This window comes from Streptomyces sp. NPDC002935 (genome assembly GCF_040611295.1).
Classification (GTDB): Bacteria; Actinomycetota; Actinomycetes; order Streptomycetales; family Streptomycetaceae; genus Streptomyces.
The window spans coordinates 17394-39440 of sequence record NZ_JBEXNW010000014.1; the positions used below are offsets into that span (position 1 = coordinate 17394).

The following is a 22047-nucleotide window of genomic DNA, read 5'->3' on the forward strand; positions in this document are numbered from 1 at the left end:
TCCCTACGAGCTACTGGTGTATGTACCGTGTCCCAGTCGCGATGATCAGGAGCGGAATGATTGCTTCAGTGGAGCAATGTCCGTTTAGTCGGCCTGGGTTGGGGGTCGGAATTGACCGGTTCATCCCTCGGCGAGTGAGGAAACTCACACATCGATCATGGCGTCTTCACGGCATCGCCCGGGAATTGCATGTTTAGCCTGACGCTTTACAGGGATGGCGAATCCGACAACCCGCGCCCATCCGGGGCTCTTCAGACCCCACGGCGCCCAGGACGACAAGGTCGAGTACAACGGTGAAGACGACGATGATGTTCCGCAACATAGCCAACCCGCGACGCACGACGCTGGCGCACCTCGAGGACGCCGATGGCCTGCAGACGCCGGAGCAGCCGGAGCACTCGCTCGACCTCCCCCTCCAGACCGCCAACCCCCGCCGCACCGTCCTGATGGACATCCCGGTCGCGGCCTCCGCCGCGGAATAGAAGCCCGGTGCCCGGAGCGGGGCCGCGCCCGGCGCGCCCCCGCCGGTCACGCGCCGCGCCGGACGGGCGCCCCGCCGCTCACCGTCCCGGCGGATATACGCGAAGCCCGCAGCCCTTGCCGCGTTAGCCTGGAGCGTCAGACTCCAGCCGGCTCAGTGAGGGGCGCCAGGATCCCGTGCGCATCGCCAGATTCTCCATCGACGGCAACGTCGCTTTCGGCGTGGTCGAAGGCGACAGGCCGGACGAGCTCGTCCTCGACATCATCAAGGGCATCCCGTTCGCGGACTTCGAGCTCTCCGGTACGAAGGTCCCGCTGAGCAAGGTCCGGCTGCTGCCGCCGGTGCTCCCCAACAAGGTCGTGGCCTTCGGCCGCAACTACGCGGAGCACGCCAAGGAGCTCGGCAACGAGGTGCCCGACGCCCCGTTCGCCTTCTTCAAGCCGTCGACCTCCGTGGTCGGCCCCGGCGACCCGATCCAGTACCCCTCCTTCTCCAGCGAGCTGCACCACGAGGCCGAGCTCGCGGTCGTCATCGGCCGCATGTGCCGAGAGGTCCCGCGCGAGCGCGTCAAGGACGTCATCCTGGGCTACACCTGCGCCAACGACGTCACCGCCCGCGACGTCCAGAAGCGCGAGAAGCAGTGGGCCCGGGCCAAGGGCTTCGACAGCTCCTGCCCGCTCGGCCCCTGGGTGGAGACGGACCTGGACCCCGCCGACCTGACCATCCAGTGCACGGTCAACGGGCAGCAGCGGCAGCTCGGCCGCACCAGCGAGATGATCCACTCCATCGAGGACCTGATCGTCAACATCACCGAGGCCATGACGCTGCTCCCCGGCGACGTCATCCTCACCGGCACCCCGGCTGGGGTCGGCCCCCTGAACGTCGGCGACGAGGTCGCCGTCACCATCGAAGGCATCGGCACTCTCACCAACAAGGTGATCAAGCGTGGCTAACGTCCGTGTTCGTTTCTGTCCCTCCCCGACCGGCAACCCCCATGTCGGGCTGGTCCGCACCGCCCTGTTCAACTGGGCGTTCGCCCGGCACAACGAAGGCACCCTGGTCTTCCGCATCGAGGACACCGACGCGGCCCGCGACTCCGAGGAGTCGTACGACCAGCTGCTCGACTCGATGCGCTGGCTGGGCTTCGACTGGGACGAGGGCCCCGAGATCGGCGGGCCGCACGCGCCGTACCGCCAGTCCCAGCGCATGGACATCTACCAGGATGTCGCCCGCAAGCTGCAGGACGCGGGCCACGCCTACCGCTGCTACTGCTCGACCGAGGAGCTGGACACCCGCCGCGACGCCGCCCGCGCCGCCGGCAAGCCCTCCGGCTACGACGGCCACTGCCGCGACCTCTCCGCCGAGCAGAAGGCCGCCTACGAGGCCGAGGGCCGCACGCCCATCGTCCGCTTCCGGATGCCCGACGAGGCGATCACGTTCGACGACCTGGTCCGCGGCGAGATCACGTACCTCCCGGAGAACGTCCCGGACTACGGCATCGTCCGCGCGAACGGCGCTCCGCTGTACACGCTGGTCAACCCCGTCGACGACGCCCTGATGGAGATCACCCACGTCCTGCGCGGCGAGGACCTGCTCTCCTCCACCCCGCGGCAGATCGCCCTCTACAAGGCGCTGACCGAGCTGGGCATCGCCAAGGAGACCCCGGCTTTCGGCCACCTCCCGTACGTGATGGGCGAGGGCAACAAGAAGCTCTCCAAGCGTGACCCGGAGTCCTCGCTCAACCTCTACAGGGAGCGCGGCTTCCTCCCCGAGGGCCTGCTGAACTACCTCTCCCTGCTCGGCTGGTCGCTCGCGGCGGACCGCGACATCTTCTCCGTCGACGAGATGGTCGCCGCCTTCGAGGTCACGGACGTGAACCCGAACCCGGCCCGCTTCGACCTGAAGAAGTGCGAGGCGATCAACGCCGACCACATCCGCCTGCTCGACGTGAAGGACTTCACCGAGCGCTGCGCCCCCTGGCTGCGCGCCCCCTTCGCGCCCTGGGCGCCGGAGGACTTCGACGAGGCGAAGTGGCAGGCGATCGCCCCGCACGCCCAGTCGCGGATGAAGGTCCTCTCCGAGATCACGGACAACGTCGACTTCCTGTTCCTGCCGGAGCCGGCCGTCGACGAGGCCTCCTGGACGAAGGCCATGAAGGAGGGCAGCGACGCCCTGCTCCGAACGGCCCGCGAGAAGCTGGACGCGGCCGACTGGTCCTCCCCGGAGTCCCTCAAGGAGGCCGTCCTGGCCGCCGGTGAGGAGCACGGCCTCAAGCTCGGCAAGGCGCAGGCCCCGGTCCGCGTCGCCGTCACCGGCCGCACGGTCGGCCTGCCGCTCTTCGAGTCCCTGGAGATCCTGGGCAAGGAGAAGACGCTGGCCCGCGTCGACGCCGCCCTGGAGCGGCTCGCCGCGTAGGCACACGATGGACGCGCAGGGGGGCGGTGCCCGGTTCGGGCACCGCCCCCCTGTTGTGCGCCGACCGGTCACCCGGAGTTCACTGTTCCTGTCAACTCCCGCTCCCACTGCGACAGTTGTATGCCTCCTGTGTTCATGACGTGCCTGTGCGCCATGTTTCAGGGGAGGGGATCGTGACCCGTTCACGAAGACTTGCCGCAGTGGCCCTCGGCGGGGCCGTCGCCCTGTCGTGCGCCGTACCCACCGCGCCCGCGCAGGCCGCGCCGAGCGCCGACACACCCGTGGCCACCGTGCCGCTGAGCAGCACGGTGCCGACCGAGGTCGCCTACACCTGGGCGGGATCCTCCGGGTTCCGTTACCGGCTGCCCGAGGGCTCGGCGCCGCCGCAGTGGGCCGACTACCCGGGAGTCACGCCGCCCGCGCACGCGGGCCCGGACGACCTGTCCACCGGCACCGACGTGATCACCACCGTCTCCGGCGCCACCGTGACCCAGCAGCACCGCTCCACCGGCGTGACCGCAACGGTCACCGTCCCGGCCGGCCAGACGTACCGGGCCGCCGCCGGCTGGAGCGTGCTCACCCAGGACGCCGCGGGCGCCCCGCACGTGCTGCGCGCCGCCGCCGACGGCACCACGGCCGACCAACCGGTGACCGGACTCCCCGACGGCGCCCAGCTCACCGGGACCTTCGTCACCGGCGGCTCGGTCCGCCGCCTCGCCGCCCTCTACACCCTGGACGGCACCACCGGCGTGGGGCTGGTGGACCTCGCGGACGGCGCCTTCCGTATGTACCTCACCGGCGTCGGCGGCGAGCCGCGGATCGTCTTCAACGACCGCTGGCTGGTCAACGGCACCAAGGCGATCCGGGTGGACTCCGCGCCCGGTACCGCCCCGAGCACCATCACGGCGCCCTTCCTCGGCGTGGCGCAGACCGTGGTCGGTGATCAACTCCTCACCGCCAACGCGACGTTCCTGCCCGGCGGCGCCACTCCCGAACTCACGGCCGTCTCGCTCACCGACAACACGGCCCGCACCCTGCTCGCCCACTCCCAGGGCGCCTACCTGCCCACGCCGGACGGCGGCGCCCTCGCCACCGCCGGACCGTCGAGCGTCGACTGGCACGTTTACCGGGTCACCCCCGCCGACGACGGCTCGGCCGCCACCGAGAAGGTGCTCGACGTACCCGCCTGGCAGACCGTCCCCGACGGCATCGCGCTCGCCGGGGGAGAGCTGCTGATGTACGGCAACACGACGCGCGTCGGCGGCGTCTACGGCTTCCACGCCGTCCCGCTGGACACCGCCGGCCGGCCCACCGGCCTCCAGTCCCGCCGCGGCCCGGCGCTCGCGCCCACGACCTGCCTGGGCGGTGACGCCGCCTGCCCGCAGCTCGAAGCCCTCGGCGACGGCCGGGTGGCCTCCCTGTGGACCGACGCGCAGGGCGGGGAGCACGTCCTGGTCGTAGGACCCGACGCCACGACGCTCGTCAGCGTGCCGACCGCCGACGCGGCCGGCCGTATCGGCACCGGCACCGGCCGCTACGTCCTCTACAACGGCGGTACCCCCGGCAGCCAGAAGGTCACCGACTTCGCGCGCGGCGCCACCGCCGGCGAGACCGCGCTCGACCGTCCCCGCACCGCCGCCGCGGTCTGGGGCCAGCGCCTGTGGACCCCCGGCAGCACGCAGGGCACCGTCGTGGCGTACGACCTGAAGGCCAAGAAGAACGTCGTCACCGTCGACACCGGCGCCCCCTGCACACCCAGCGAGATCCAGGCGGTCAACACCTGGCTGTACTGGAGCTGCGGCAGAGCCGGACCCGCGGGCGTCTACGACCGTGCCGCGGGCCGCGCCATCACGGTCCCGGCCGGCCAGGCCCGCCTCGCCGACGGCTATCTGGTCCGCGAGGACCGCACCACGCACGAGCTGCTGCTCACCGACTTCCACACCGGTACGGCCACCACCCGGACCGTGGCCGTGCTGCCCGCCGGGGACCAGAACACCGGCGGCAGCACCGGCCGCTGGGCGGTCGACCGGTTCGGCGGGAACGTCGCGTATCTCACGGACCGGCGTCAGGTGGCGATCGTCACGGCGGGCGTGCCGACCTCGCCGCTCGCGCAGATGGAGGCCCAGACCGACCCGCAGCCCGGTGGGCCCAGCACCTCTTCCCCGTGGCGGCCCGTGTGGCAGGTGAACAAGCCCGCCACCTGGACCCTGACGCTGAGCAACGCCTCCGGCACGGTCGTCCGCACGCTGACCGGAGCCACCGCCGCCGCGGCGGTCCGCGCCTCCTGGGACGGCAGGACCGAGTCCGGCGTCGCCGCACCCCGCGGCACCTACACCTGGAAGGTCACCGCGGACCCGCGCGACGGCGTGGGCCCCGCCCTCACGCTGACCGGTACGACCACGACCGCCTGAGGGACAACCGCCCGCACCCGGGGATACGGTCGGTCCATGACCATCGACGCCGTTGTCTGGGACATCGACGACACGATCTTCGACTACACGGCCGCCGACCGGGCGGGCATGCGCGACCACCTCGTGGCCGAGGGTCTGCTCGACGGACACACGTCCGTCGAGCAGACCCTCGCGCGCTGGCGGGAGGTCACCGACGCGCAGTGGGCGAGGTTCTCGGCGGGCGAGACGGACTGGCAGGGCCAGCGCCGGGACCGCGTCCGGGTGTTCCTGGGGGAGGCGTTGAGCGACACCGAGGCCGACGCGTGGTTCGACAGGTACATCACGCACTACGAATGCGCCTGGACCCTCTTCCCGGACGTCCTGCCCGCGCTGGACGCCCTTGTCGCCAGCCACCGGCACGCGGTCCTGTCCAACTCCAGCCTCCTCGTGCAGGACCGCAAACTGCGCGTCCTCGGCGTGCACGACCGCTTCGAGGCGATCCTGTGCGCCGCCGAGCTCGGCGTCTCCAAACCCGCCGCGGCCGCCTTCCACGCGGCCTGCGACGCCCTGGACCTGCCGCCGCACCGGGTCGCCTACGTGGGCGACCACCCGGAGATCGACGGACGGGGTGCCGCCGAGGCGGGCCTGCTCTCCGTCTGGATCGACCGGGACGGCGCGCACCTCGCGTCCGACGGTCCGCCGACGGGTCCGCACCGCATCTCGTCGCTGGCCGAACTCCCCGCGCTGCTCGGCACCGATACCCGTTTTGGAGCGGGGTCCACCTTCGGGTAATGTTCTTTCTGCGCCGCCGGGAGCGGGCCGAAAGGCCGGAGCTCGGAGGTGCTAGCCGAAACAGAATCCCATCCGGGGTTGCGTTTCAGTGGCCTATGGTGTAATTGGCAACACTACGGTTTCTGGTACCGTCATTCTAGGTTCGAGTCCTGGTAGGCCAGCTCGCAGAGCTCATCTGCACACGCGGAGATCCAGATCCGCAACGCCCCCGTTGTGTAGCGGCCCAGCACGCTGCCCTCTCACGGCAGTAGCGCCGGTTCGAATCCGGTCGGGGGTACAGATCCTTCCCAGGGAGACAGTTCGGGTCGCACCCGCTGCCTCTCATGCAGGATCGCTAGGGCCCCCGTTGTGTAGCGGCCTAGCACGCCGCCCTCTCAAGGCGGTAGCGCCGGTTCGAATCCGGTCGGGGGTACTGGTCTAAACCACCATGGGCTATGGTGTAATTGGCAACACTACGGTTTCTGGTACCGTCATTCTAGGTTCGAGTCCTGGTAGCCCAGCTCGGGTCTGCGGAAACGCAAGATCCACGCCCCCGTTGTGTAGCGGCCTAGCACGCCGCCCTCTCAAGGCGGTAGCGCCGGTTCGAATCCGGTCGGGGGTACGCGATCGGAAAGGGTCTCCACTTCGGTGGGGGCCCTTTCGGCGTTCCCGGGCGAACCGGCGACCGAGGGTGCCCGGACGATTGCGGACGGCCGCGCCGACCGGAGATCAACTCGGCATGCGGCGCCATGAGTTCGCTCACGCCGAGAAACCGTAAAGAGGGCGCGGGGTGTGCCGGGACCTCGAAGGCCGGCACACCCCGCGTACGGGACGGTGCGCATCGGGGAGGGCCTGCCGCGGCGTTGAGGCCGGCCCGTCCCGTCACGCGCGGGAGTGGAGAGAAGGTCAGCCCGTGCGGCGCAGGGCCTCGGAGAGACGTCCGGCGGCGTCGATGACCGCCTGGGCGTGCATCCGGCCCGGGTGACGGGTCAGGCGCTCGATCGGTCCGGAGACCGACACGGCGGCCACGACACGGTTCGAGGGACCGCGGACCGGCGCGGAGACGGACGCCACGCCCGGCTCGCGCTCACCGATCGACTGGGCCCAGCCCCGGCGCCGTACTCCCGACAGGGCGGTGGCGGTGAAGCGGGCGCCCTGCAGACCGCGGTGCAGCCGCTCCGGCTCTTCCCAGGCCATCAGGATCTGGGCGGAGGAGCCGGCCTTCATGGTGAGGGTCGAGCCGACCGGGACGGTGTCCCGCAGGCCGGACAGCCGCTCGGCGGCGGCGACGCAGATACGCATGTCGCCCTGGCGACGGTAGAGCTGCGCGCTCTCGCCCGTGATGTCCCGCAGGTGCGTGAGCACCGGGCCCGCCGTCGCGAGGAGGCGGTCCTCACCGGCGGCCGCGGCCAGCTCGGCGAGACGGGGCCCGAGAATGAAGCGCCCCTGCATGTCGCGCGCCACCATGCGGTGGTGTTCAAGTGCCACGGCCAGGCGATGTGCCGTGGGTCGTGCCAGTCCGGTCGCCGCGACCAGGCCCGCGAGGGTGGCCGGACCGGACTCCAGAGCGCTCAGGACAAGGGCTGCCTTGTCCAGAACGCCGACGCCGCTACTGTTGTCCATGAAACGATACTCGCGTCTCACTCTGTGAAACGCAAGTTCAATTTCCGGTGGAACGCGCCACCCTTGTAGACACAGCGGCCCGCGAACCAACGGGTCCGGCGGACGACGTCCGGTACAAGGGGTACGGACGTCCACCGCCCCGGAAATCTCTAGTTGGGCCGGCGCCACACAAGCCGGCCGGAGGGAAAGCGATGGGTAGGACACTCGCGGAGAAGGTCTGGGACGACCATGTCGTCCGGCGCGCCGAGGGCGAGCCCGACCTCCTCTTCATCGATCTGCACCTGCTGCACGAGGTGACCAGCCCGCAGGCCTTCGACGGTCTGCGTCAGGCGGGGCGCCCGGTGCGCCGTCTCGACCTCACCATCGCCACCGAGGATCACAACACCCCGACCCTCGACATCGACAAGCCCATCGCGGACCCGGTCTCCCGGATCCAGCTGGAGACGCTGCGCAAGAACGCCGCCGAATTCGGCGTACGACTGCACTCGCTGGGCGACGTCGAGCAGGGCGTGGTGCATGTGGTGGGACCTCAGCTGGGTCTGACCCAGCCGGGCACCACCGTGGTCTGCGGTGACTCGCACACCTCCACACACGGTGCCTTCGGCGCCCTGGCGTTCGGCATCGGCACCTCGCAGGTCGAGCATGTGCTGGCCACCCAGACGCTGCCGCTGGCCCGCCCGAAGACCATGGCCATCACCGTCGACGGCGAGCTGCCCGACGGCGTCAGCGCCAAGGACCTGATCCTGGCGATCATCGCCAAGATCGGCACCGGCGGCGGCCAGGGCTACATCCTGGAATACCGCGGCTCCGCCATCGAGAAACTCTCGATGGAGGCCCGGATGACCATCTGCAACATGTCGATCGAGGCCGGCGCCCGCGCGGGCATGATCGCCCCCGACGAGACCGCCTTCGCCTACCTCAAGGGCCGCGCCCACGCCCCCGAGGGCGAGGACTGGGACGCCGCGGTCGAATACTGGAAGACCCTGAAGTCCGACGACGACGCCGAATTCGACGCGGAGGTTGTCATCGACGCCGCCTCCCTGTCGCCGTTCGTCACCTGGGGCACCAACCCGGGCCAGGGCGCGCCGCTTTCGGCGAACGTCCCCGACCCGGCTTCGTACGAAGACGCTTCGGAGCGCCACGCCGCCGAAAAGGCCCTGGAATACATGGGGTTGACCGCCGGGCAGCCGCTGCGCGACATCAAGGTCGACACCGTCTTCGTAGGTTCGTGCACCAACGGCCGTATCGAGGACCTGCGTGCGGCCGCCGAGATCGTCGGGGGCCGCAAAGTCGCCGACGGCGTACGGATGCTGGTCGTCCCGGGCTCCGCGCGGGTCGGTCTGCAGGCCGTCTCCGAGGGCCTGGACGTGGTCTTCAAGGAGGCCGGCGCCGAATGGCGGCACGCGGGCTGCTCGATGTGTCTGGGCATGAACCCCGACCAGCTGGCTCCCGGTGAGCGCTCCGCGTCCACCTCCAACCGCAACTTCGAGGGCAGGCAGGGCAAGGGCGGCCGTACGCACCTGGTCTCGCCGCAGGTCGCCGCCGCGTCGGCGGTCCTCGGCCACCTGGCCTCCCCGGCCGACCTGTCCGACGCCCCTGTGCCCGCTGGAGTCTGAGAGCCATGGAAGCATTCACCACGCACACCGGCCGGGCCGTCCCGCTGCGCCGCAGCAACGTCGACACCGACCAGATCATCCCCGCCCACTGGCTCAAGAAGGTGACCAGGGACGGCTTCGAGGACGGCCTTTTCGAGGCCTGGCGCAAGGACGGGTCCTTCATCCTCAACCAGCCCGAGCGCAAGGGCGCCACGGTTCTGGTGGCGGGTCCCGACTTCGGTACGGGCTCCTCCCGCGAGCACGCCGTCTGGGCGCTCCAGAACTACGGCTTCAAGGCCGTCATCTCGTCCCGGTTCGCCGACATCTTCCGCGGCAACTCGCTCAAGAACGGCCTGCTCACGGTGGTTCTGGAGCAGAAGATCGTGGACGCGCTCCAGGAGCTGTCGGAGCAGGACCCGCAGGCCGAGATCACGGTCGACCTGGAGGCCCGTGAAGTGCGTGCCGAGGGCATCACCGCCGCCTTCGAACTCGACGAGAACGCCCGCTGGCGGCTGCTGAACGGGCTGGACGACATCTCCATCACCCTCCAGAACGAGGGCGACATCGCGGCGTACGAGGCCAAGCGGCCGTCGCACAAGCCGAAGACGCTGCAGGTCTGACGCGCAGGCCCGATCGCGGCCGGGGCAAGACTGATTTCAGCCACCGCAACACCCCTCTGTACCCCCAATCGTGGACGGTTGGGGGTACAGCTGTATCCGCCCTCGGGAGGGCCCCGCAGGCCCCCGAAATGCCCGCCAACTCCCTTAGTTACAAAGGCGGTTGCCTGGGTACGCGCAGGTATGCGCAGCTTCCGGGCGGGGCGCTCAGCAGGCCTTCGAGGGACGGCAGTTACCCCCTGCGCAGGCGACAACTCGCCCCAGATGGCACAATCTGTGCATGGAACGTGACGGCCAACTCGAGCTCTACACGGCAGTCGCGGCCCAACTCAAGGAAGCGCACACAACAGTGCGCGCACTGCAAGTCCCGGAGGGCGTACGGATGGCGCTGACCCGGAAGCTGCTGGTCATTACGGCCGTGGCCAAGCACGATCTCGCCGATGCGGCAAGGCGTCTGGAGCGGTTCACCGACGACCTCGACGAGGGTCGATTCCTCGAAGGGGAACGCTGAGGAACTCCGCTGCGGCCCGAGTTCGTTGCGGCACAAGGGTGATTAGCCCGTTTCGTGTTTGATTTGCGGTATATATCTGCCTAACGTGCGAAAAAGCTTGAACGCATTCGTTCGGGCAATGTCTCCGAAGGGGAAGACGTGAACAAGGCGCAGCTCGTAGAAGCGATTGCCGACAAGGTCGGCGGGCGTCAGCAGGCCGCCGACGCGGTCGACGCGGTACTGGACGCCATCGTCCGTGCGGTTGTCGGCGGAGACCGGGTCTCGGTCACCGGCTTCGGTTCCTTCGAGAAGGTCGACCGTCCGGCTCGTTACGCCCGCAACCCGCAGACGGGTGAGCGTGTTCGGGTCAAGAAGACCTCCGTGCCGCGTTTCCGCGCGGGCCAGGGCTTCAAGGACCTGGTGAGCGGCTCGAAGAAGCTCCCGAAGAACGACGTCGCCGTCAAGAAGGCCCCGAAGGGCAGCCTCTCCGGCGGAGCTTCCGCGACGGTCAAGAAGGCCGCGGCGAAGAAGGCCACCACCGTCAAGAAGGCTGCGGTCAGGAAGATCACGGCGAAGAAGACGGTCGCGAAGAAGACGACCGCGGCAGCCAAGAAGACCGCGGCGAAGACGACGGCCGCGAAGAAGACGACCGCGGCAGCCAAGAAGACCGCGGCGAAGACGACCGCTGCCAAGAAGACCGCGGCCAAGAAGGCTCCGGCGAAGAAGGCCACCGCCAAGAAGGCCCCCGCCAAGAAGTCGACGGCTCGAAAGACCACCGCCAAGAAGGCCACCGCCCGCTAGAAGCAGGGCGCTGGGGTTCCTCACGCGCCGGGCCGGGCTCCCACCGGGAGCCCGGCCCGCGGCATGCTCAGAACGTCTGCAGGGTGATCAGGGTGATCCGGCGCTCCGCGCCCTCCCCTTCGGTCTCGATCCGCACGCGCTGCCCGGGGCGCAGCAGCCGCAGCCCGCCGGCATCGAACGCCGGCCCGTCGAAGGGCACCGGGGTGCCGTCGTCGAGCAGCACCTGTCCGCTGCGGGTCTCGGGGTCGTACGTGTACGAGGTCGCCTGCATGGGGGCAGCCTACTGACCCCGCTGCGCGGAGCGCCGCCTGAGGGAAGCGGGAACTCCGGCCGCGCGGAGGCGGCTCGCGAGGTGCGGGGAACTCCCGGCCGGCCGCGGACGGCCCACGGCCGGCGGACCGGTCCGCCGCCGGACGACCGGTCCGCCGTCGGGGAACCGGCCCGTCGGCGGCGGACCGGCCTACTGTCCGGGAATCAGCAACCGTGCCGCCGCCGCGGCCGTGCGCGGCCCCACGCCGAGCGTCAGCGCCGCCCGCAGATCGTCGCGGGTGTCCACGTCCTGTCGTACGGAATCCACGGCGTCGAGACGGAGTTCCGCGGCTCCCGAGGCGCGATGGCGGTTCCGGGAATCGCCGCCGAAAGCGGGGAGCAATTCCAGGCCCGGGGAAGCGGCCAGGAGAGTGGTGCCGATTGCAGCAGCATCGGCCAGAAAGGCGCGGGGGAATTCGCCGGCGGCGGCCAGCACCCGGGCCAATTCCAAAGGCCGCAGAGCGGGCAGATCGGCGTTCAGCGCCGCAACGGCACTTTCGGGATCCCGGGACCGCACGACCGCTGCTCCGTGCGTCAGCGCCGCGTTGAGACCCCCTCCCGGCTCGTCCGCGACGATGCGCGCGCCCAGCGCGGACAGTTCCCGTCCGGCCAGCGCGTCGCCCGTGACGACCGCCACATCCCGGACCGCGGCGCAGGCCAGCGCCGCCGCCACGGTGTCCTGCGCGAACGCGAGGGCGAGGCCGGGGCGCAGTACGTCGGAGGCGGTGTCCGCCAGCCTGCTCTTGGCCCGAGCCAAGGGTTTGAGGGGTACGACCAAGGTCCACCGCACGAGCGCTCCGCCCTCTCCAGTCACGCCTTATTGTGACCCGGTCGCCCTGGCGGTCCGGACGTCGGGGCGTACGGTGTTCTCGACAGACAGGCGGCCTGGAGCGACACTTGTGCGGCCCCCCAGGCTCTAGAGGAAGGTGTCCGCGTGCCCCGCCGCAGAATCGGCTTCTGGTACCGCTTCGCAGCGGTTCTCTGCAAACCGCCGCTGGTGGTTCTGATCAAGCGGGACTGGCGCGGAATGGAGAACATTCCGGCCGAGGGCGGATTTATCACCGCGGTGAACCACAATTCCCACGTGGACCCGTTCGCGTATGCGCACTACCAGTACAACACCGGGCGTGTTCCGCGCTTCCTGGCGAAGGCCGGCCTTTTCAAGAAGGGATTCGTCGGTGCCGCCATGCGCGGCACCGGACAGATTCCCGTCTACCGCGAGAGCACCGACGCGCTGAGCGCCTTCCGGGCCGCGATCGACGCCGTGGAACGCGGTGAGTGCGTCGCGTTCTACCCCGAGGGCACCCTCACCCGGGACCCCGACGGCTGGCCGATGACCGGCAAGACCGGTGCGGCGCGGGTCGCCCTGCAGACCAAGTGCCCGGTGATTCCGGTCGCGCAGTGGGGCGCCAACGAACTGCTGCCCGCGTACGCGAAGAAGCCCAACATCCTTCCGCGCAAGACCCACCACGTGCTCGCGGGCCCGCCGGTGGACCTCTCGCGCTTCTACGACAGGGAGATGAACCCGGACCTCCTGAAGGAGGCCACCGAGGTCATCATGGCCGCCGTCACCGCGCAGCTGGAGCTGATCCGCGGCGAGAAGGCGCCCGAGAACGTGTACGACCCGCGCGAGGTGCGCATCGCGCAGCGCCGCAAGGCCGCGACCAAGGAAAAAGCACAGCAGGAAGAAGGGCAGGGCACGTGAGCAAGCCGGTCAGGGCGGCCGTCTTCGGGACCGGATCGTGGGGTACGGCCTTCGGCATGGTGCTGGCCGACGCGGGGTGCGACGTCACCCTGTGGGCGCGCCGCCCCGAACTCGCCGACGCGGTCAACTCCACGCGGATGAACCCGGACTACCTCCCGGGAATCCAACTTCCCGAGAACCTGCGGGCCACCGCCGACCCGGCCGAGGCCGCACGCGACGCCGACTTCACCGTGCTCGCCGTGCCCTCCCAGACCCTGCGCGGGAACCTCGCGGAATGGGTGCCGCTGCTCGCCCCGGACACCGTGCTCGTCTCCCTCATGAAGGGCGTCGAACTCGGCACCGTGAAGCGGATGAGCGAGGTCATCGAGGAGGTCGCCAAGGTCTCCGCGCACCGCGTCGCCGTCGTCACCGGACCCAACCTCGCCAAGGAGATCGCGCAGCGGATGCCCGCGGCCGCGGTCGTCGCCTGCCGGGACGAGGCCGTGGGCCGGCGCCTCCAGGCCGCATGCCACACGCCGTACTTCCGCCCGTACACGAACACCGACGTGGTGGGCTGCGAACTCGGCGGCGCCGTCAAGAACGTGATCGGTCTCGCCGTCGGCATCGCCGACGGCATGGGCCTGGGCGACAACGCCAAGGGCTCGCTCATCACCCGCGGCCTCGCCGAGACCACCCGGCTCGGACTCGTCATGGGCGCGGACCCGATGACGTTCTCCGGCCTCGCGGGCCTCGGCGACCTCGCCGCGACCTGCTCCTCGCCGCTCTCCCGCAACCACACCTTCGGCATCAACCTCGGCAGGGGCATGACCCTCCAGGAGACCATCGCGGTCACCCGGCAGACCGCCGAGGGCGTCAAGTCCTGTGAGTCCGTGCTGGATCTGGCCCGCAGGCACGGCGTCGACATGCCGATCACGGAGACGGTCGTCAGCATCGTCCACGAGGGCAAGCCCCCGGTGGTCGCCCTCAAGGAGCTGATGTCGCGCAGCGCGAAGCCCGAACGCCGCTGAACCGGCTCCGCCGAACCGCCAGGTGGGCGACGCTCCGCAACGGTGGGTACGACGCTGAGCAACGGCCGCCGTGGGGCGCTGACTCACCGCCGTACCACCGGGTACTCTCAACGCGATATGAGCACCGAGAACCTCTCCCAGAACCCTGAGCAGCCGCCTCGCAAGCCGCGCGTGGCCGTCGTCTTCGGCGGCCGCAGCTCCGAACACGGGATCTCCGTGGTCACGGCCGGCGCCGTCCTCAGCGCGATCGACCGTACGAAATACGACGTACTGCCGATCGGCATCACCCAGGACGGCCGCTGGGCGCTCACCGCGGACGAGCCGGAACGCATGGCGATCATCGACCGCAAGCAGCCCAGCGTCGATCAGCTCGCCGAGTCCAGCGAGGGCGGCGTGGTGCTACCCGTCGACCCGGCCAACCGCGAAGTCGTCTACAACGAACCCGGTTCGGTCCCCAAGGCGCTCGGCGAGGTCGACGTCGTCTTCCCGATGCTGCACGGCCCGTACGGCGAGGACGGCACCCTGCAGGGCCTCCTGGAACTGTCCGGGGTCCCCTACGTCGGCTCGGGCGTGCTCGCCTCGGCCGTCGGCCAGGACAAGGACTACATGAAGCGGGTGTTCACCTCGTTCGGCCTGAAGGTGGGCCCGTACGTCGTGATCCGGCCGCGCGAGTGGCAGCAGGACGAGTCCGCCGCCCGCAAGAAGATCGTCGACTTCGCGGGTGAGCACGGCTGGCCGCTCTTCGTGAAGCCCGCGCGCGCGGGCTCCTCGTTCGGCATCACCAAGGTCGACGACCTCTCGGGCCTCGACGAGGCCATCGAGGAGGCCCAGCGGCACGACCCGAAGATCATCGTGGAGGCGCTGCTGCGCGGCCGCGAGATCGAGTGCGGGGTGCTGGAGTTCGAGGACGGGCCGCGCGCCTCGGTCCCCGCGGAGATCCCGCCCGTGCAGTCGCACGCCTTCTACGACTTCGAGGCCAAGTACATCGACTCGGCCGACGGGATCGTGCCCGCGCCGCTCACCGAGGAGCAGACCGCCGAGGTCCGCCGCCTGGCCGTCGAGGCCTTCGAGGCCGCCTCCTGCGAGGGCCTGGTCCGCGCCGACTTCTTCCTCACCGAGGACGGCGAGTTCGTGATCAACGAGATCAACACGATGCCGGGCTTCACGCCGATCTCCATGTACCCGCGGATGTGGCAGGAGACGGGCATCGGCTACTCGGAGCTGGTGGACCGCCTCGTGCAGGCGGCGCTGCGACGCTCCACGGGGCTGCGCTGAGCATCTCGCAGGACCCTGCTGTCAGTCGGCGATCCCCTCGGGGATCGCCTTCTTGACGGAGGCGGCCAGACCGACGAGCACCCCGGAGACATCGGCGCTGTCGGGCACCATGACCTGGACGTACGCCAGACGCGACGCGGTGGTGAGGCGGGTCGTTCCGTCGTCCTGCTTCTCCATCAGCCAGTCGACGCCGTTCACACCGCCGCCTACCGCCTTGGGGTCGTCGCCCTTCGCCACCTTCGGGTCGACCATCTTCGGCGGCCGCTCGACACCGCAGCGCAGTATGATCGCCGGGCTTCCCCAGCCCGCGGTCAGCGCGGACCGGGGCTCAGGGTCCTCACGGCTGTGGCCGTCCAACGTCCGCGGCAGCACCTTGTCCAGGTTCTGGCACAGCTCGGTGACCTTCGTGTCCGGGCTCGGAACCGCGACGGACGCGCTGTCGTCTGCTGAGGAGCAGCCCGCGATCGCGATCAGCGTCGCGAGAGCGGGCAGCCCGAGGAGAGCGGTGTGCCGGTGACGGAAGAAGTTCACCGGCCAAGGGTAGACGGGGGCTACAGGTGCACGACCGGGCAGGTCAGGGTGCGGGTGATGCCGTCCACTTGCTGGACCTTGGCGACCACCATGCGACCGAGTTCGTCGACCGTGTCGGCCTGGGCGCGCACAATCACGTCGTACGGTCCTGTCACGTCCTCGGCCTGGATCACCCCCGGGATCTTGCTGATCGTCTCGGCGACGGTCGACGCTTTGCCGACCTCCGTCTGGATCAGGATGTACGCCTGTACCACGGAACCTCCAGGGCGGCCACGAGGATCATGTGGGGAAAAGGAACGCCACGGTATCGCGTTGCCGCTCGCCGCGGGGAGACCCGCGGTGACTGGGGCTTGCGCGCCGGGGTGCACGGACTGCACAAGTTGACGGTCAACTCGACCGTACCGACTACGGAGACGGCTCGCGACCGGGCACGAGCAGCGACAGAGGGAGCACGACGATCATGAAGGGCACCGTGGGCGAGTTGGGGGAGTTCGGGCTCATCCGAGAGCTCACCTCGCGTCTCACCACCACCCCGGCGGTCCGGGTCGGCCCCGGCGACGACGCCGCGGTGGTGGCCGCGCCGGACCGCAGGGTCGTGGCGAGCACCGACATCCTCCTCGAGGGACGGCACTTCCGCCGCGACTGGTCCACCGCGTACGACGTCGGACGCAAGGCGGCCGCGCAGAACCTCGCGGACATCGCCGCGATGGGCGCCGTACCGACCGCGCTGCTGCTCGGCCTCGTCGTACCCGCCGAGCTCCCGGCCACATGGCCCTCCGAGCTGATGGACGGGCTGCGCGACGAGTGCCAGGTCGCGGGCGCGGCCGTGGTCGGCGGGGATGTCGTACGGGGCGAGACCATCACGATCGCGATCACCGCGCTCGGCGATCTGCGCAACCACGAGCCGGTCACCCGGGGCGGCGCGCAGCCCGGTGACGTCGTCGCCGTGACCGGCTGGCTGGGCTGGTCCGCGGCGGGGTTCGCCGTGCTCTCCCGGGGCTTCCGCTCGCCGCGCGCCTTTGTCGAGGCCCACCGCCGCCCCGAACCGCCGTACCACGCGGGTCCGGCGGCCGCCGGACTCGGCGCGACCTCGATGACGGACGTCAGCGACGGGCTGATCGCCGACCTCGGGCACATCGCCGAGGCGAGCAAGGTGCGCATCGACGTCCGCTCCGGGGACATCGACATCCCCTCCCAGATGAACGACATCGGTCAGGCCGTCGGTGTCGACCCCATCCAGTGGGTGCTCACCGGCGGCGAGGACCACGCGATCGTCGCGACCTTCCCGCCGGACGTGAAGCTGCCCGCGCGCTGGAAGGTGATCGGCGAGGTCCTCAACCCGTCGGCGCTGCCCCAGGTCACCGTCGACGGCGCCCCCTGGACCAGCAAGGGCGGCTGGGACCACTTCGGGGACATCGAGTCCTGAGGGTGCTCGTGCCGGCTGGGCCGACGCTGCCCAACGCGCCGTCCGGGAAGTGGACTTCGGGGTCCGGAGGGCCAAATGGCGACGCCCGTCGGTCCGGTGGAACGATCGCCGCGGAACTTCTCGGGCCGTCGGCCGAGTTGTCCGCGACCGGTGGATCAGGCGCGGGAGGGCCCGGCCCTTGAGAGGACCGGGCCGTGGCTCACGGGCGCGGATACTCCCGCAGCTCGATGCCGGTGGCGGCCCTCTCGGTGAGCTTCTTGAAGAAGCCCGCGAGCGGCCGTGAGCTCAGGAGCCGGTACATGAGGTCGCGGCTGCGGATCCTGCGCTCGGTCGGCGGCGCGAAGAAGGGGCCCGCGTTCCCGGAGATCTTCTGGCAGCCCTTGGCGAAGTCCCGGATGCGTGTCTCGTACGCGGCGAACGCGGTGCGGTGGTCGCCGTCCGCCAGAGCCAGTTCACCGGCCAGCACGTACGCCGCCACGATCGCGACGCCGGTCCCCATGCCGCCCATGGTGGCGCCGTACCCGGCGTCCCCGAGCAGCGCCACCCGCCCCTTGGTGAGCCGGTCGACATGGACCTGGGCGATGGCGTCGAAGTACAGCTCCTCGGCCCCTTCCAGGGCTTTGAGGACACGCGGGGCCTCCCAGCCCATTCCGGCGAACCGCTCGGCCAGGATCCGCTTCTGCGCGGCCACGTCACGCCGGTCGAACTCCAGCCTCCTCGACCGGAAGACGAGCAGCGCGCCCGCACGGTCCGGATCACCGTCGTAGTTGCCGATGACGACCGCCCGGCCCGGCTCGCTGTAGAGACGGCCGACGCGATCCAGGCCCAGGTCGTTCGGGACGCCGAAGGCCGCCACGTAGTGGTCCAGGAAGCGCAGGTGGCCGGACTCGTCGCCGAACGTCAGACGGCGGGTGAGGGAGTGCAGCCCGTCGGCGCCCACGACGAGGTCGAAGCGGCGGGGCGCGCCCCGCTCGAAGGTCACGTCGACGCCTCCGGGGGACTCGTCGAGCGTGGCGATCGAGTCGTCGAAGACGTACGCGAACCGATCCGCGGTGCGCTCGTACATGATCCGGGCCAGATCGCCGCGGAGGATCTCCACGTCGCCGCTCATCATCTCGGCCGGCAGATCGACCCGAGGGGTGCCGTCGGCGTCGACGACGGTCTGCCGGCCCATGCGGGTCTGCCGGGCGTGGATCGCGTCCCAGATGCCCATCGAGGTCAGCACGGTCCGGTGCACATGGCCCCGGAAGTCGACGGCGAATCCGCCCTCGCGCAGTTCGGACGCCTTCTCGACGACGGTGACACGGGCGCCGTACCGCGCGAGGCCGAGGGCGAGGGCGGGCCCGGCGATGCTTGCGCCGGAGATCAGGACGTCGAGGTGCGCGAGCCTGCCGGTGCGGTTCTCTGTCGAGTTCTTCGTCATGGTCAGGACCTTCGCCGCGGCCGCTGACCGTGCCCCTACCGTTCGCTGACCGCCGCCGCCCCGAGGCTTCTCCCCTCCTGGAAGGCCGCGCCGTACGCCTCCGAGGAGAGCCGTTCTCGTACGCGCTCCCGTGTATGGACGATCTCGGGGTCGCCGTCGGCCGCGCAGCCCCGCAGGACGACGGCCGCGCCGAGCAGGACGGCGGCCTGTGCGGGAGACCTCGCGACGGCGGCCGACGCCTCGGCGACGTCCGCGAGTTCGAGTCCGCCGTGCACCTCGCGGGCGAGGGTGCCGGCCTGGGCGAACCAGTCGCGGGCCTCGTCGGCGTGCCCTTCGGCGAGCGCGGTACGGCCCAGCCCGATGAGGATCCGCACGGACTCGCCGACACTGAACCAGTTCGCCGCACACGCCTCCAGGGCGTTCTCGTAGTGCACGCGTGCGCGTGCCGTGTCCCCGCCCAGCCGGGCCGTGTCGCCGAGGCCGCGGTGGGCGGCCGCGACCTTGTCCGCGGCACCGGCGCCGCGGGCCAGGGAGGCGGCGCGCGTGTAGTGCGCCGCAGCCCCTTCGAGGTCTCCCAGGTGCAACAGGACCGTGGCCCGGCGCTGCAACAGGTCACCGGTCTCCTCCGACGCCGCCAGTTCCCGTACGTACGTCAGGGCCTCGTCGATCAACGCCAGGGCCCGCCGGTGCTCGCCGCGCACGTCGGCCGGCAGGGCCAGCCAGTCGAGGCAGTTGGCCAGGCCCCAGCGGCATCCGGTGGCCCGGAATCCGGCCAGCCCGCGGGTGAACGCCGCCTCGGCCGCCTCAGGCCGTCCGGCGAACATCTGCTGGAGGCCGTCGCCGAGCTCCAGCAGGGCCAAACCCCAGGGGGCGTCGCCGACCTGGCGGCGCACCCGGTCGTCGGTGACGCGGCGCGGTCCGTCCGCGACCGACCACATCACGAGGGCGAAGGGCAGTCGCAGAGGCCCGGCGAGGGTGTCGAACAGGACGGCGGCGCGGTTCAGGCGCTCCTGCGCGCCGGGATCGCCGCCGTCGCCGGAGACCGTGTTGATCAGGCACAGGACGTACTCCTCCGTCAGCCCCGGAGGAGGGGTGTCGCCGACGGCCGCGAGCAATGCGTGGGCGAGCGGCACCTGCTCGCCGTGCAGCCCGCGCAGACGCCAGAACCAGGACAGGGCGGCCATGAGGAGCAGGGCCCGTCGCGGGTCGGTGCGGACGAGATGGCGCAGGGCCGTGTCCAGGTTCCCGTGCTCCGCGCCCAGCCGGGCCAGCCAGGGGAGTTGTCCACCGTCCCGCAGATGCGGCTCCGCCTCCTCGGCCAGGCCCAGGAAGTACCCGGCGTGCGCGTCCCGCAGCGGGCCCTCCTCACCCGCCCGCGCCAAGTGCTCGGCGGCGAACACGCGGATGGTCTCCAGCATCCGGTAGCGCCCGTCGACGGCGTCCAGCAGCGACTTCTCCACCAGGGAGGCCAGCAGGTCCTCGGGGTACGGCACGGCGCACACGGCCTCGACCGCAGCGAGGGTCGCTCCTTTGGAGAACACCGTCAGCCGCCGGGCCAGTTGTCGTTCCTCGTCGTCCAGCAGGTCCCAGCTCCACTCCACGACCGCCCGCAGGGTTCGATGCCGGGGCGCCTTGGTGCGGTCGCCCCGGGAGAGCACGCGGAAGCGGTCGCCGAGGCGGTCGGCGAGTTCGTCGGGGGTGAGGGTGCGCAGCCGGGCCGCGGCGAGTTCGATGGCCAGCGGCAGCCCGTCGAGCGCGGCACAGATGCCGGCCACGCGCGCGTGCCCCTCGAAACCCGGCCGCACGGCCGCCGCCCGGTCGAGGAACAGCCGCATCGCGGCCTCCGGCGGCAGCGGCGGCACCGGGCACAGCACCTCACCGGTGATCCCCAGCGACTCCCGGCTGGTCGCGAGGATCCGCACCCCGGGACAGGCGCCGAGCAGCAGCGCCGCCACCCGGGCCACGTCCTCGACCAGGTGCTCGCAGTTGTCCAGTACCAGCAGCAGCTCACGGTCCTCCAGCGCGGCGAGGAGACGCCGCGTGGTGTCGCTCGCCGGCGTACGGAATCCCTCACGGACACCGAGTGCGGTGAGGACGGCGTACGGGATCCGGGAGCCGTCGGTGAGGTCGGTCAGCTCGACGACGCAGACGTCGGCGTAAACGCTTGCGCAAGCGTTTACGGGGCTGGGGCTGGGGCCGGGGCTGGCGTTGGGGCCGGGGCTGCGGGTGCCGGTGCCGATTCCCCGTGCGCCGGTGCTCGCCGCCTCCATCGCGAGGCGGGTCTTTCCGGCTCCGCCCGGCCCGGTGAGCGTCACCAGGCGGGCCTGCGTGAGGAGAGCGGCGACCCGTCGGAGTTCGGCGTCGCGGCCGATGAAGCGGGTCAGCTGGGCAGGAATGCGCCGCCGGGCCGGTTCCGCGCCCTGGAGGAGTTCCAGGTGGAGCGCGGACAGTTCCGGCGACGGATCGGCACCGAGTTCGTCGGCGAGCGTGCGCCTGGCCTCCTCGTACACCGCGAGAGCCTCGGCGGGCCGTCCACCGGAGTGCAGGGCCCGCATCAGCTGTCCGTAGAGCCGCTCGCTCAGTGGATGCGACGTGATCAGCTCGCGCAGCTCCGGTACGAGTTCGGGGCCGCCGCCGAGTGCGAGGTCGGCGTCGACGCGGTCCTGGAAGGCGGCGAGCCTCAGCTCGTCGAGGCGGGCGACCTGGGCGTGCGCGCCGGGGAGGTCGGCGAGAGCGGGGCCCCGCCACAGGGCGAGCGCTTCCCGGAGCAGACCCGCCGCGCTCAGGTGATCGCCGCCCCGGAGCGCGGTGCGTCCCTCGCGGGCCAGGCGCTCGAAGCGGTGGGCGTCCACGGAGTCGGGGGAGACGGCGATGCGGTAACCGGTCGGGGTGGCCTCGATCTCCGGAGGGGTGCCGAGCCGTCTGCGCAGGCGGGAGACCTGGGACTGGAGGGCGTTGGCGGCCCCGGCCGGCCACTCGGCGCCGTACAGGCCGTCGGTCAGCCGTTCCGTGGAGACCGGCTGCCCCGCGTGGAGGAGAAGCAGCGTGAGCAGGGCGCGGGGCCGGGGCCCGCCGGGGTCCAGTGGGCCACCGTCCTCGGCACGGATGTCGAGGGGGCCCAGGATGCCGAAGCGCATTGGGCAGATTCTGGCAGGTGGTGGAACGCCGCTGCCAGAAGTGCGGGGCCG

20 protein-coding genes and 5 tRNA genes are annotated in these 22047 nt (G+C 70.9%); 18 read left to right on the top strand and 7 right to left on the bottom strand.

All coding sequences use genetic code 11. The features are described 5' to 3' along the window. The first annotated feature begins 293 nt into the window (after positions 1-293). From ABZX90_RS20315 to ABZX90_RS20360, 10 genes are all read left to right on the top strand, one after another. Positions 294-482: a hypothetical protein gene (locus tag ABZX90_RS20315; protein WP_351123782.1), complete on the top strand. Its 189-nt coding sequence runs from the start codon at positions 294-296 to the stop codon at positions 480-482. Positions 483-657: 175 nt separating this feature from the next. Then, the gene (locus ABZX90_RS20320; protein ID WP_355206638.1) at positions 658-1434 is read left to right on the top strand and encodes a fumarylacetoacetate hydrolase family protein; all 777 of its coding nucleotides are present in this window, start codon (positions 658-660) and stop codon (positions 1432-1434) included. Beyond that, a complete protein-coding gene (gene gltX / locus ABZX90_RS20325) occupies positions 1427-2896 on the top strand; it encodes a glutamate--tRNA ligase (RefSeq protein ID WP_351123776.1) in 1470 nt (489 codons plus the stop codon). Before ABZX90_RS20320 ends, gltX begins: the two co-directional genes overlap by 8 nt. 173 nt (positions 2897-3069) lie before the next feature. Next, complete coding sequence (locus tag ABZX90_RS20330) at positions 3070-5307, top strand: FlgD immunoglobulin-like domain containing protein (protein ID WP_355206641.1); 2238 nt, start codon at positions 3070-3072, stop codon at positions 5305-5307. Positions 5308-5343: 36 nt separating this feature from the next. Next, a complete protein-coding gene (locus ABZX90_RS20335) occupies positions 5344-6078 on the top strand; it encodes an HAD family hydrolase (protein WP_355206644.1) in 735 nt (244 codons plus the stop codon). Between the two features lie 89 nt (positions 6079-6167). After that, positions 6168-6239 (top strand) — tRNA-Gln (locus tag ABZX90_RS20340). Between the two features lie 43 nt (positions 6240-6282). Next, positions 6283-6355 (top strand) — tRNA-Glu (locus tag ABZX90_RS20345). 62 nt (positions 6356-6417) lie between these two features. After that, positions 6418-6490, top strand: a tRNA-Glu gene (locus ABZX90_RS20350). A 16-nt stretch (positions 6491-6506) separates the two neighbouring features. Continuing rightward, positions 6507-6578: transfer RNA gene (locus ABZX90_RS20355), tRNA-Gln, on the top strand. 28 nt (positions 6579-6606) lie between these two features. Continuing rightward, positions 6607-6679: transfer RNA gene (locus ABZX90_RS20360), tRNA-Glu, on the top strand. Between the two features lie 284 nt (positions 6680-6963). Here the strand turns inward: ABZX90_RS20360 and ndgR are convergent. After that, positions 6964-7680 (bottom strand): IclR family transcriptional regulator NdgR, encoded by a 717-nt coding sequence (gene ndgR, locus ABZX90_RS20365; RefSeq protein WP_028806673.1) that lies wholly within the window; start codon positions 7678-7680, stop codon positions 6964-6966. Positions 7681-7871: 191 nt separating this feature from the next. Between ndgR and leuC the strand changes: the two genes are divergently transcribed. The 4 genes from leuC to ABZX90_RS20385 all read left to right on the top strand — a co-directional run bounded on the left by leuC (position 7872) and on the right by ABZX90_RS20385 (position 11183). Continuing rightward, positions 7872-9296, top strand: a complete 1425-nt coding sequence (gene leuC, locus ABZX90_RS20370; RefSeq protein ID WP_355206647.1) for a 3-isopropylmalate dehydratase large subunit — start codon at positions 7872-7874, stop codon at positions 9294-9296. Positions 9297-9301: 5 nt separating this feature from the next. Continuing rightward, on the top strand, positions 9302-9895 hold the full coding sequence (gene leuD / locus ABZX90_RS20375; RefSeq protein WP_351123764.1) for a 3-isopropylmalate dehydratase small subunit: 594 nt from the start codon (positions 9302-9304) through the stop codon (positions 9893-9895). Positions 9896-10172: 277 nt separating this feature from the next. Next, entirely contained in the window at positions 10173-10403 is a 231-nt protein-coding gene (locus tag ABZX90_RS20380; RefSeq protein WP_351123761.1) for a hypothetical protein, read from the top strand. Positions 10404-10541: 138 nt separating this feature from the next. Continuing rightward, a complete protein-coding gene (locus ABZX90_RS20385) occupies positions 10542-11183 on the top strand; it encodes an HU family DNA-binding protein (protein WP_355206651.1) in 642 nt (213 codons plus the stop codon). A gap of 67 nt (positions 11184-11250) precedes the next feature. Here the strand turns inward: ABZX90_RS20385 and ABZX90_RS20390 are convergent, their stop codons facing one another. Both ABZX90_RS20390 and cofC read right to left on the bottom strand, forming a co-directional pair. Next, positions 11251-11454, bottom strand: a complete 204-nt coding sequence (locus ABZX90_RS20390) for a hypothetical protein (protein ID WP_261708243.1) — start codon at positions 11452-11454, stop codon at positions 11251-11253. A 189-nt stretch (positions 11455-11643) separates the two neighbouring features. Next, on the bottom strand, positions 11644-12282 hold the full coding sequence (gene cofC, locus ABZX90_RS20395) for a 2-phospho-L-lactate guanylyltransferase (RefSeq protein ID WP_351123755.1): 639 nt from the start codon (positions 12280-12282) through the stop codon (positions 11644-11646). Positions 12283-12426: 144 nt separating this feature from the next. On the opposite strand from cofC, the gene ABZX90_RS20400 reads away from it, so the two are divergent. The 3 genes from ABZX90_RS20400 (at position 12427) to ABZX90_RS20410 (ending at position 15479) form a co-directional block, all read left to right on the top strand. After that, positions 12427-13197: a lysophospholipid acyltransferase family protein gene (locus tag ABZX90_RS20400; protein ID WP_351123752.1), complete on the top strand. Its 771-nt coding sequence runs from the start codon at positions 12427-12429 to the stop codon at positions 13195-13197. Next, entirely contained in the window at positions 13194-14204 is a 1011-nt protein-coding gene (locus ABZX90_RS20405; RefSeq protein WP_355206655.1) for an NAD(P)H-dependent glycerol-3-phosphate dehydrogenase, read from the top strand. The genes ABZX90_RS20400 and ABZX90_RS20405 overlap by 4 nt, the downstream gene beginning before the upstream one ends. A 117-nt stretch (positions 14205-14321) precedes the next feature. Then, a complete protein-coding gene (locus tag ABZX90_RS20410) occupies positions 14322-15479 on the top strand; it encodes a D-alanine--D-alanine ligase family protein (RefSeq protein WP_351123746.1) in 1158 nt (385 codons plus the stop codon). Between the two features lie 21 nt (positions 15480-15500). Here ABZX90_RS20410 and ABZX90_RS20415 read toward each other — a convergent pair whose 3' ends face one another. Then, positions 15501-16010 carry a DUF3515 domain-containing protein gene (locus ABZX90_RS20415; protein ID WP_355206658.1) on the bottom strand — a complete coding sequence of 170 codons (510 nt, stop codon included), beginning with the start codon at positions 16008-16010 and terminating at the stop codon, positions 15501-15503. A 20-nt stretch (positions 16011-16030) separates the two neighbouring features. After that, positions 16031-16264, bottom strand: a complete 234-nt coding sequence (locus ABZX90_RS20420) for an Lrp/AsnC ligand binding domain-containing protein (protein ID WP_028802415.1) — start codon at positions 16262-16264, stop codon at positions 16031-16033. A gap of 206 nt (positions 16265-16470) precedes the next feature. Between ABZX90_RS20420 and ABZX90_RS20425 the strand changes: the two genes are divergently transcribed. Then, complete coding sequence (locus ABZX90_RS20425; protein WP_351123739.1) at positions 16471-17436, top strand: thiamine-phosphate kinase; 966 nt, start codon at positions 16471-16473, stop codon at positions 17434-17436. 199 nt (positions 17437-17635) lie between these two features. On the opposite strand, the gene ABZX90_RS20430 is transcribed toward ABZX90_RS20425, so the two are convergent. Continuing rightward, complete coding sequence (locus ABZX90_RS20430; protein ID WP_355206661.1) at positions 17636-18859, bottom strand: FAD-dependent monooxygenase; 1224 nt, start codon at positions 18857-18859, stop codon at positions 17636-17638. 35 nt (positions 18860-18894) lie between these two features. After that, a complete protein-coding gene (locus ABZX90_RS20435; protein WP_355206664.1) occupies positions 18895-21996 on the bottom strand; it encodes a BTAD domain-containing putative transcriptional regulator in 3102 nt (1033 codons plus the stop codon). Positions 21997-22047: the final 51 nt, after the last annotated feature.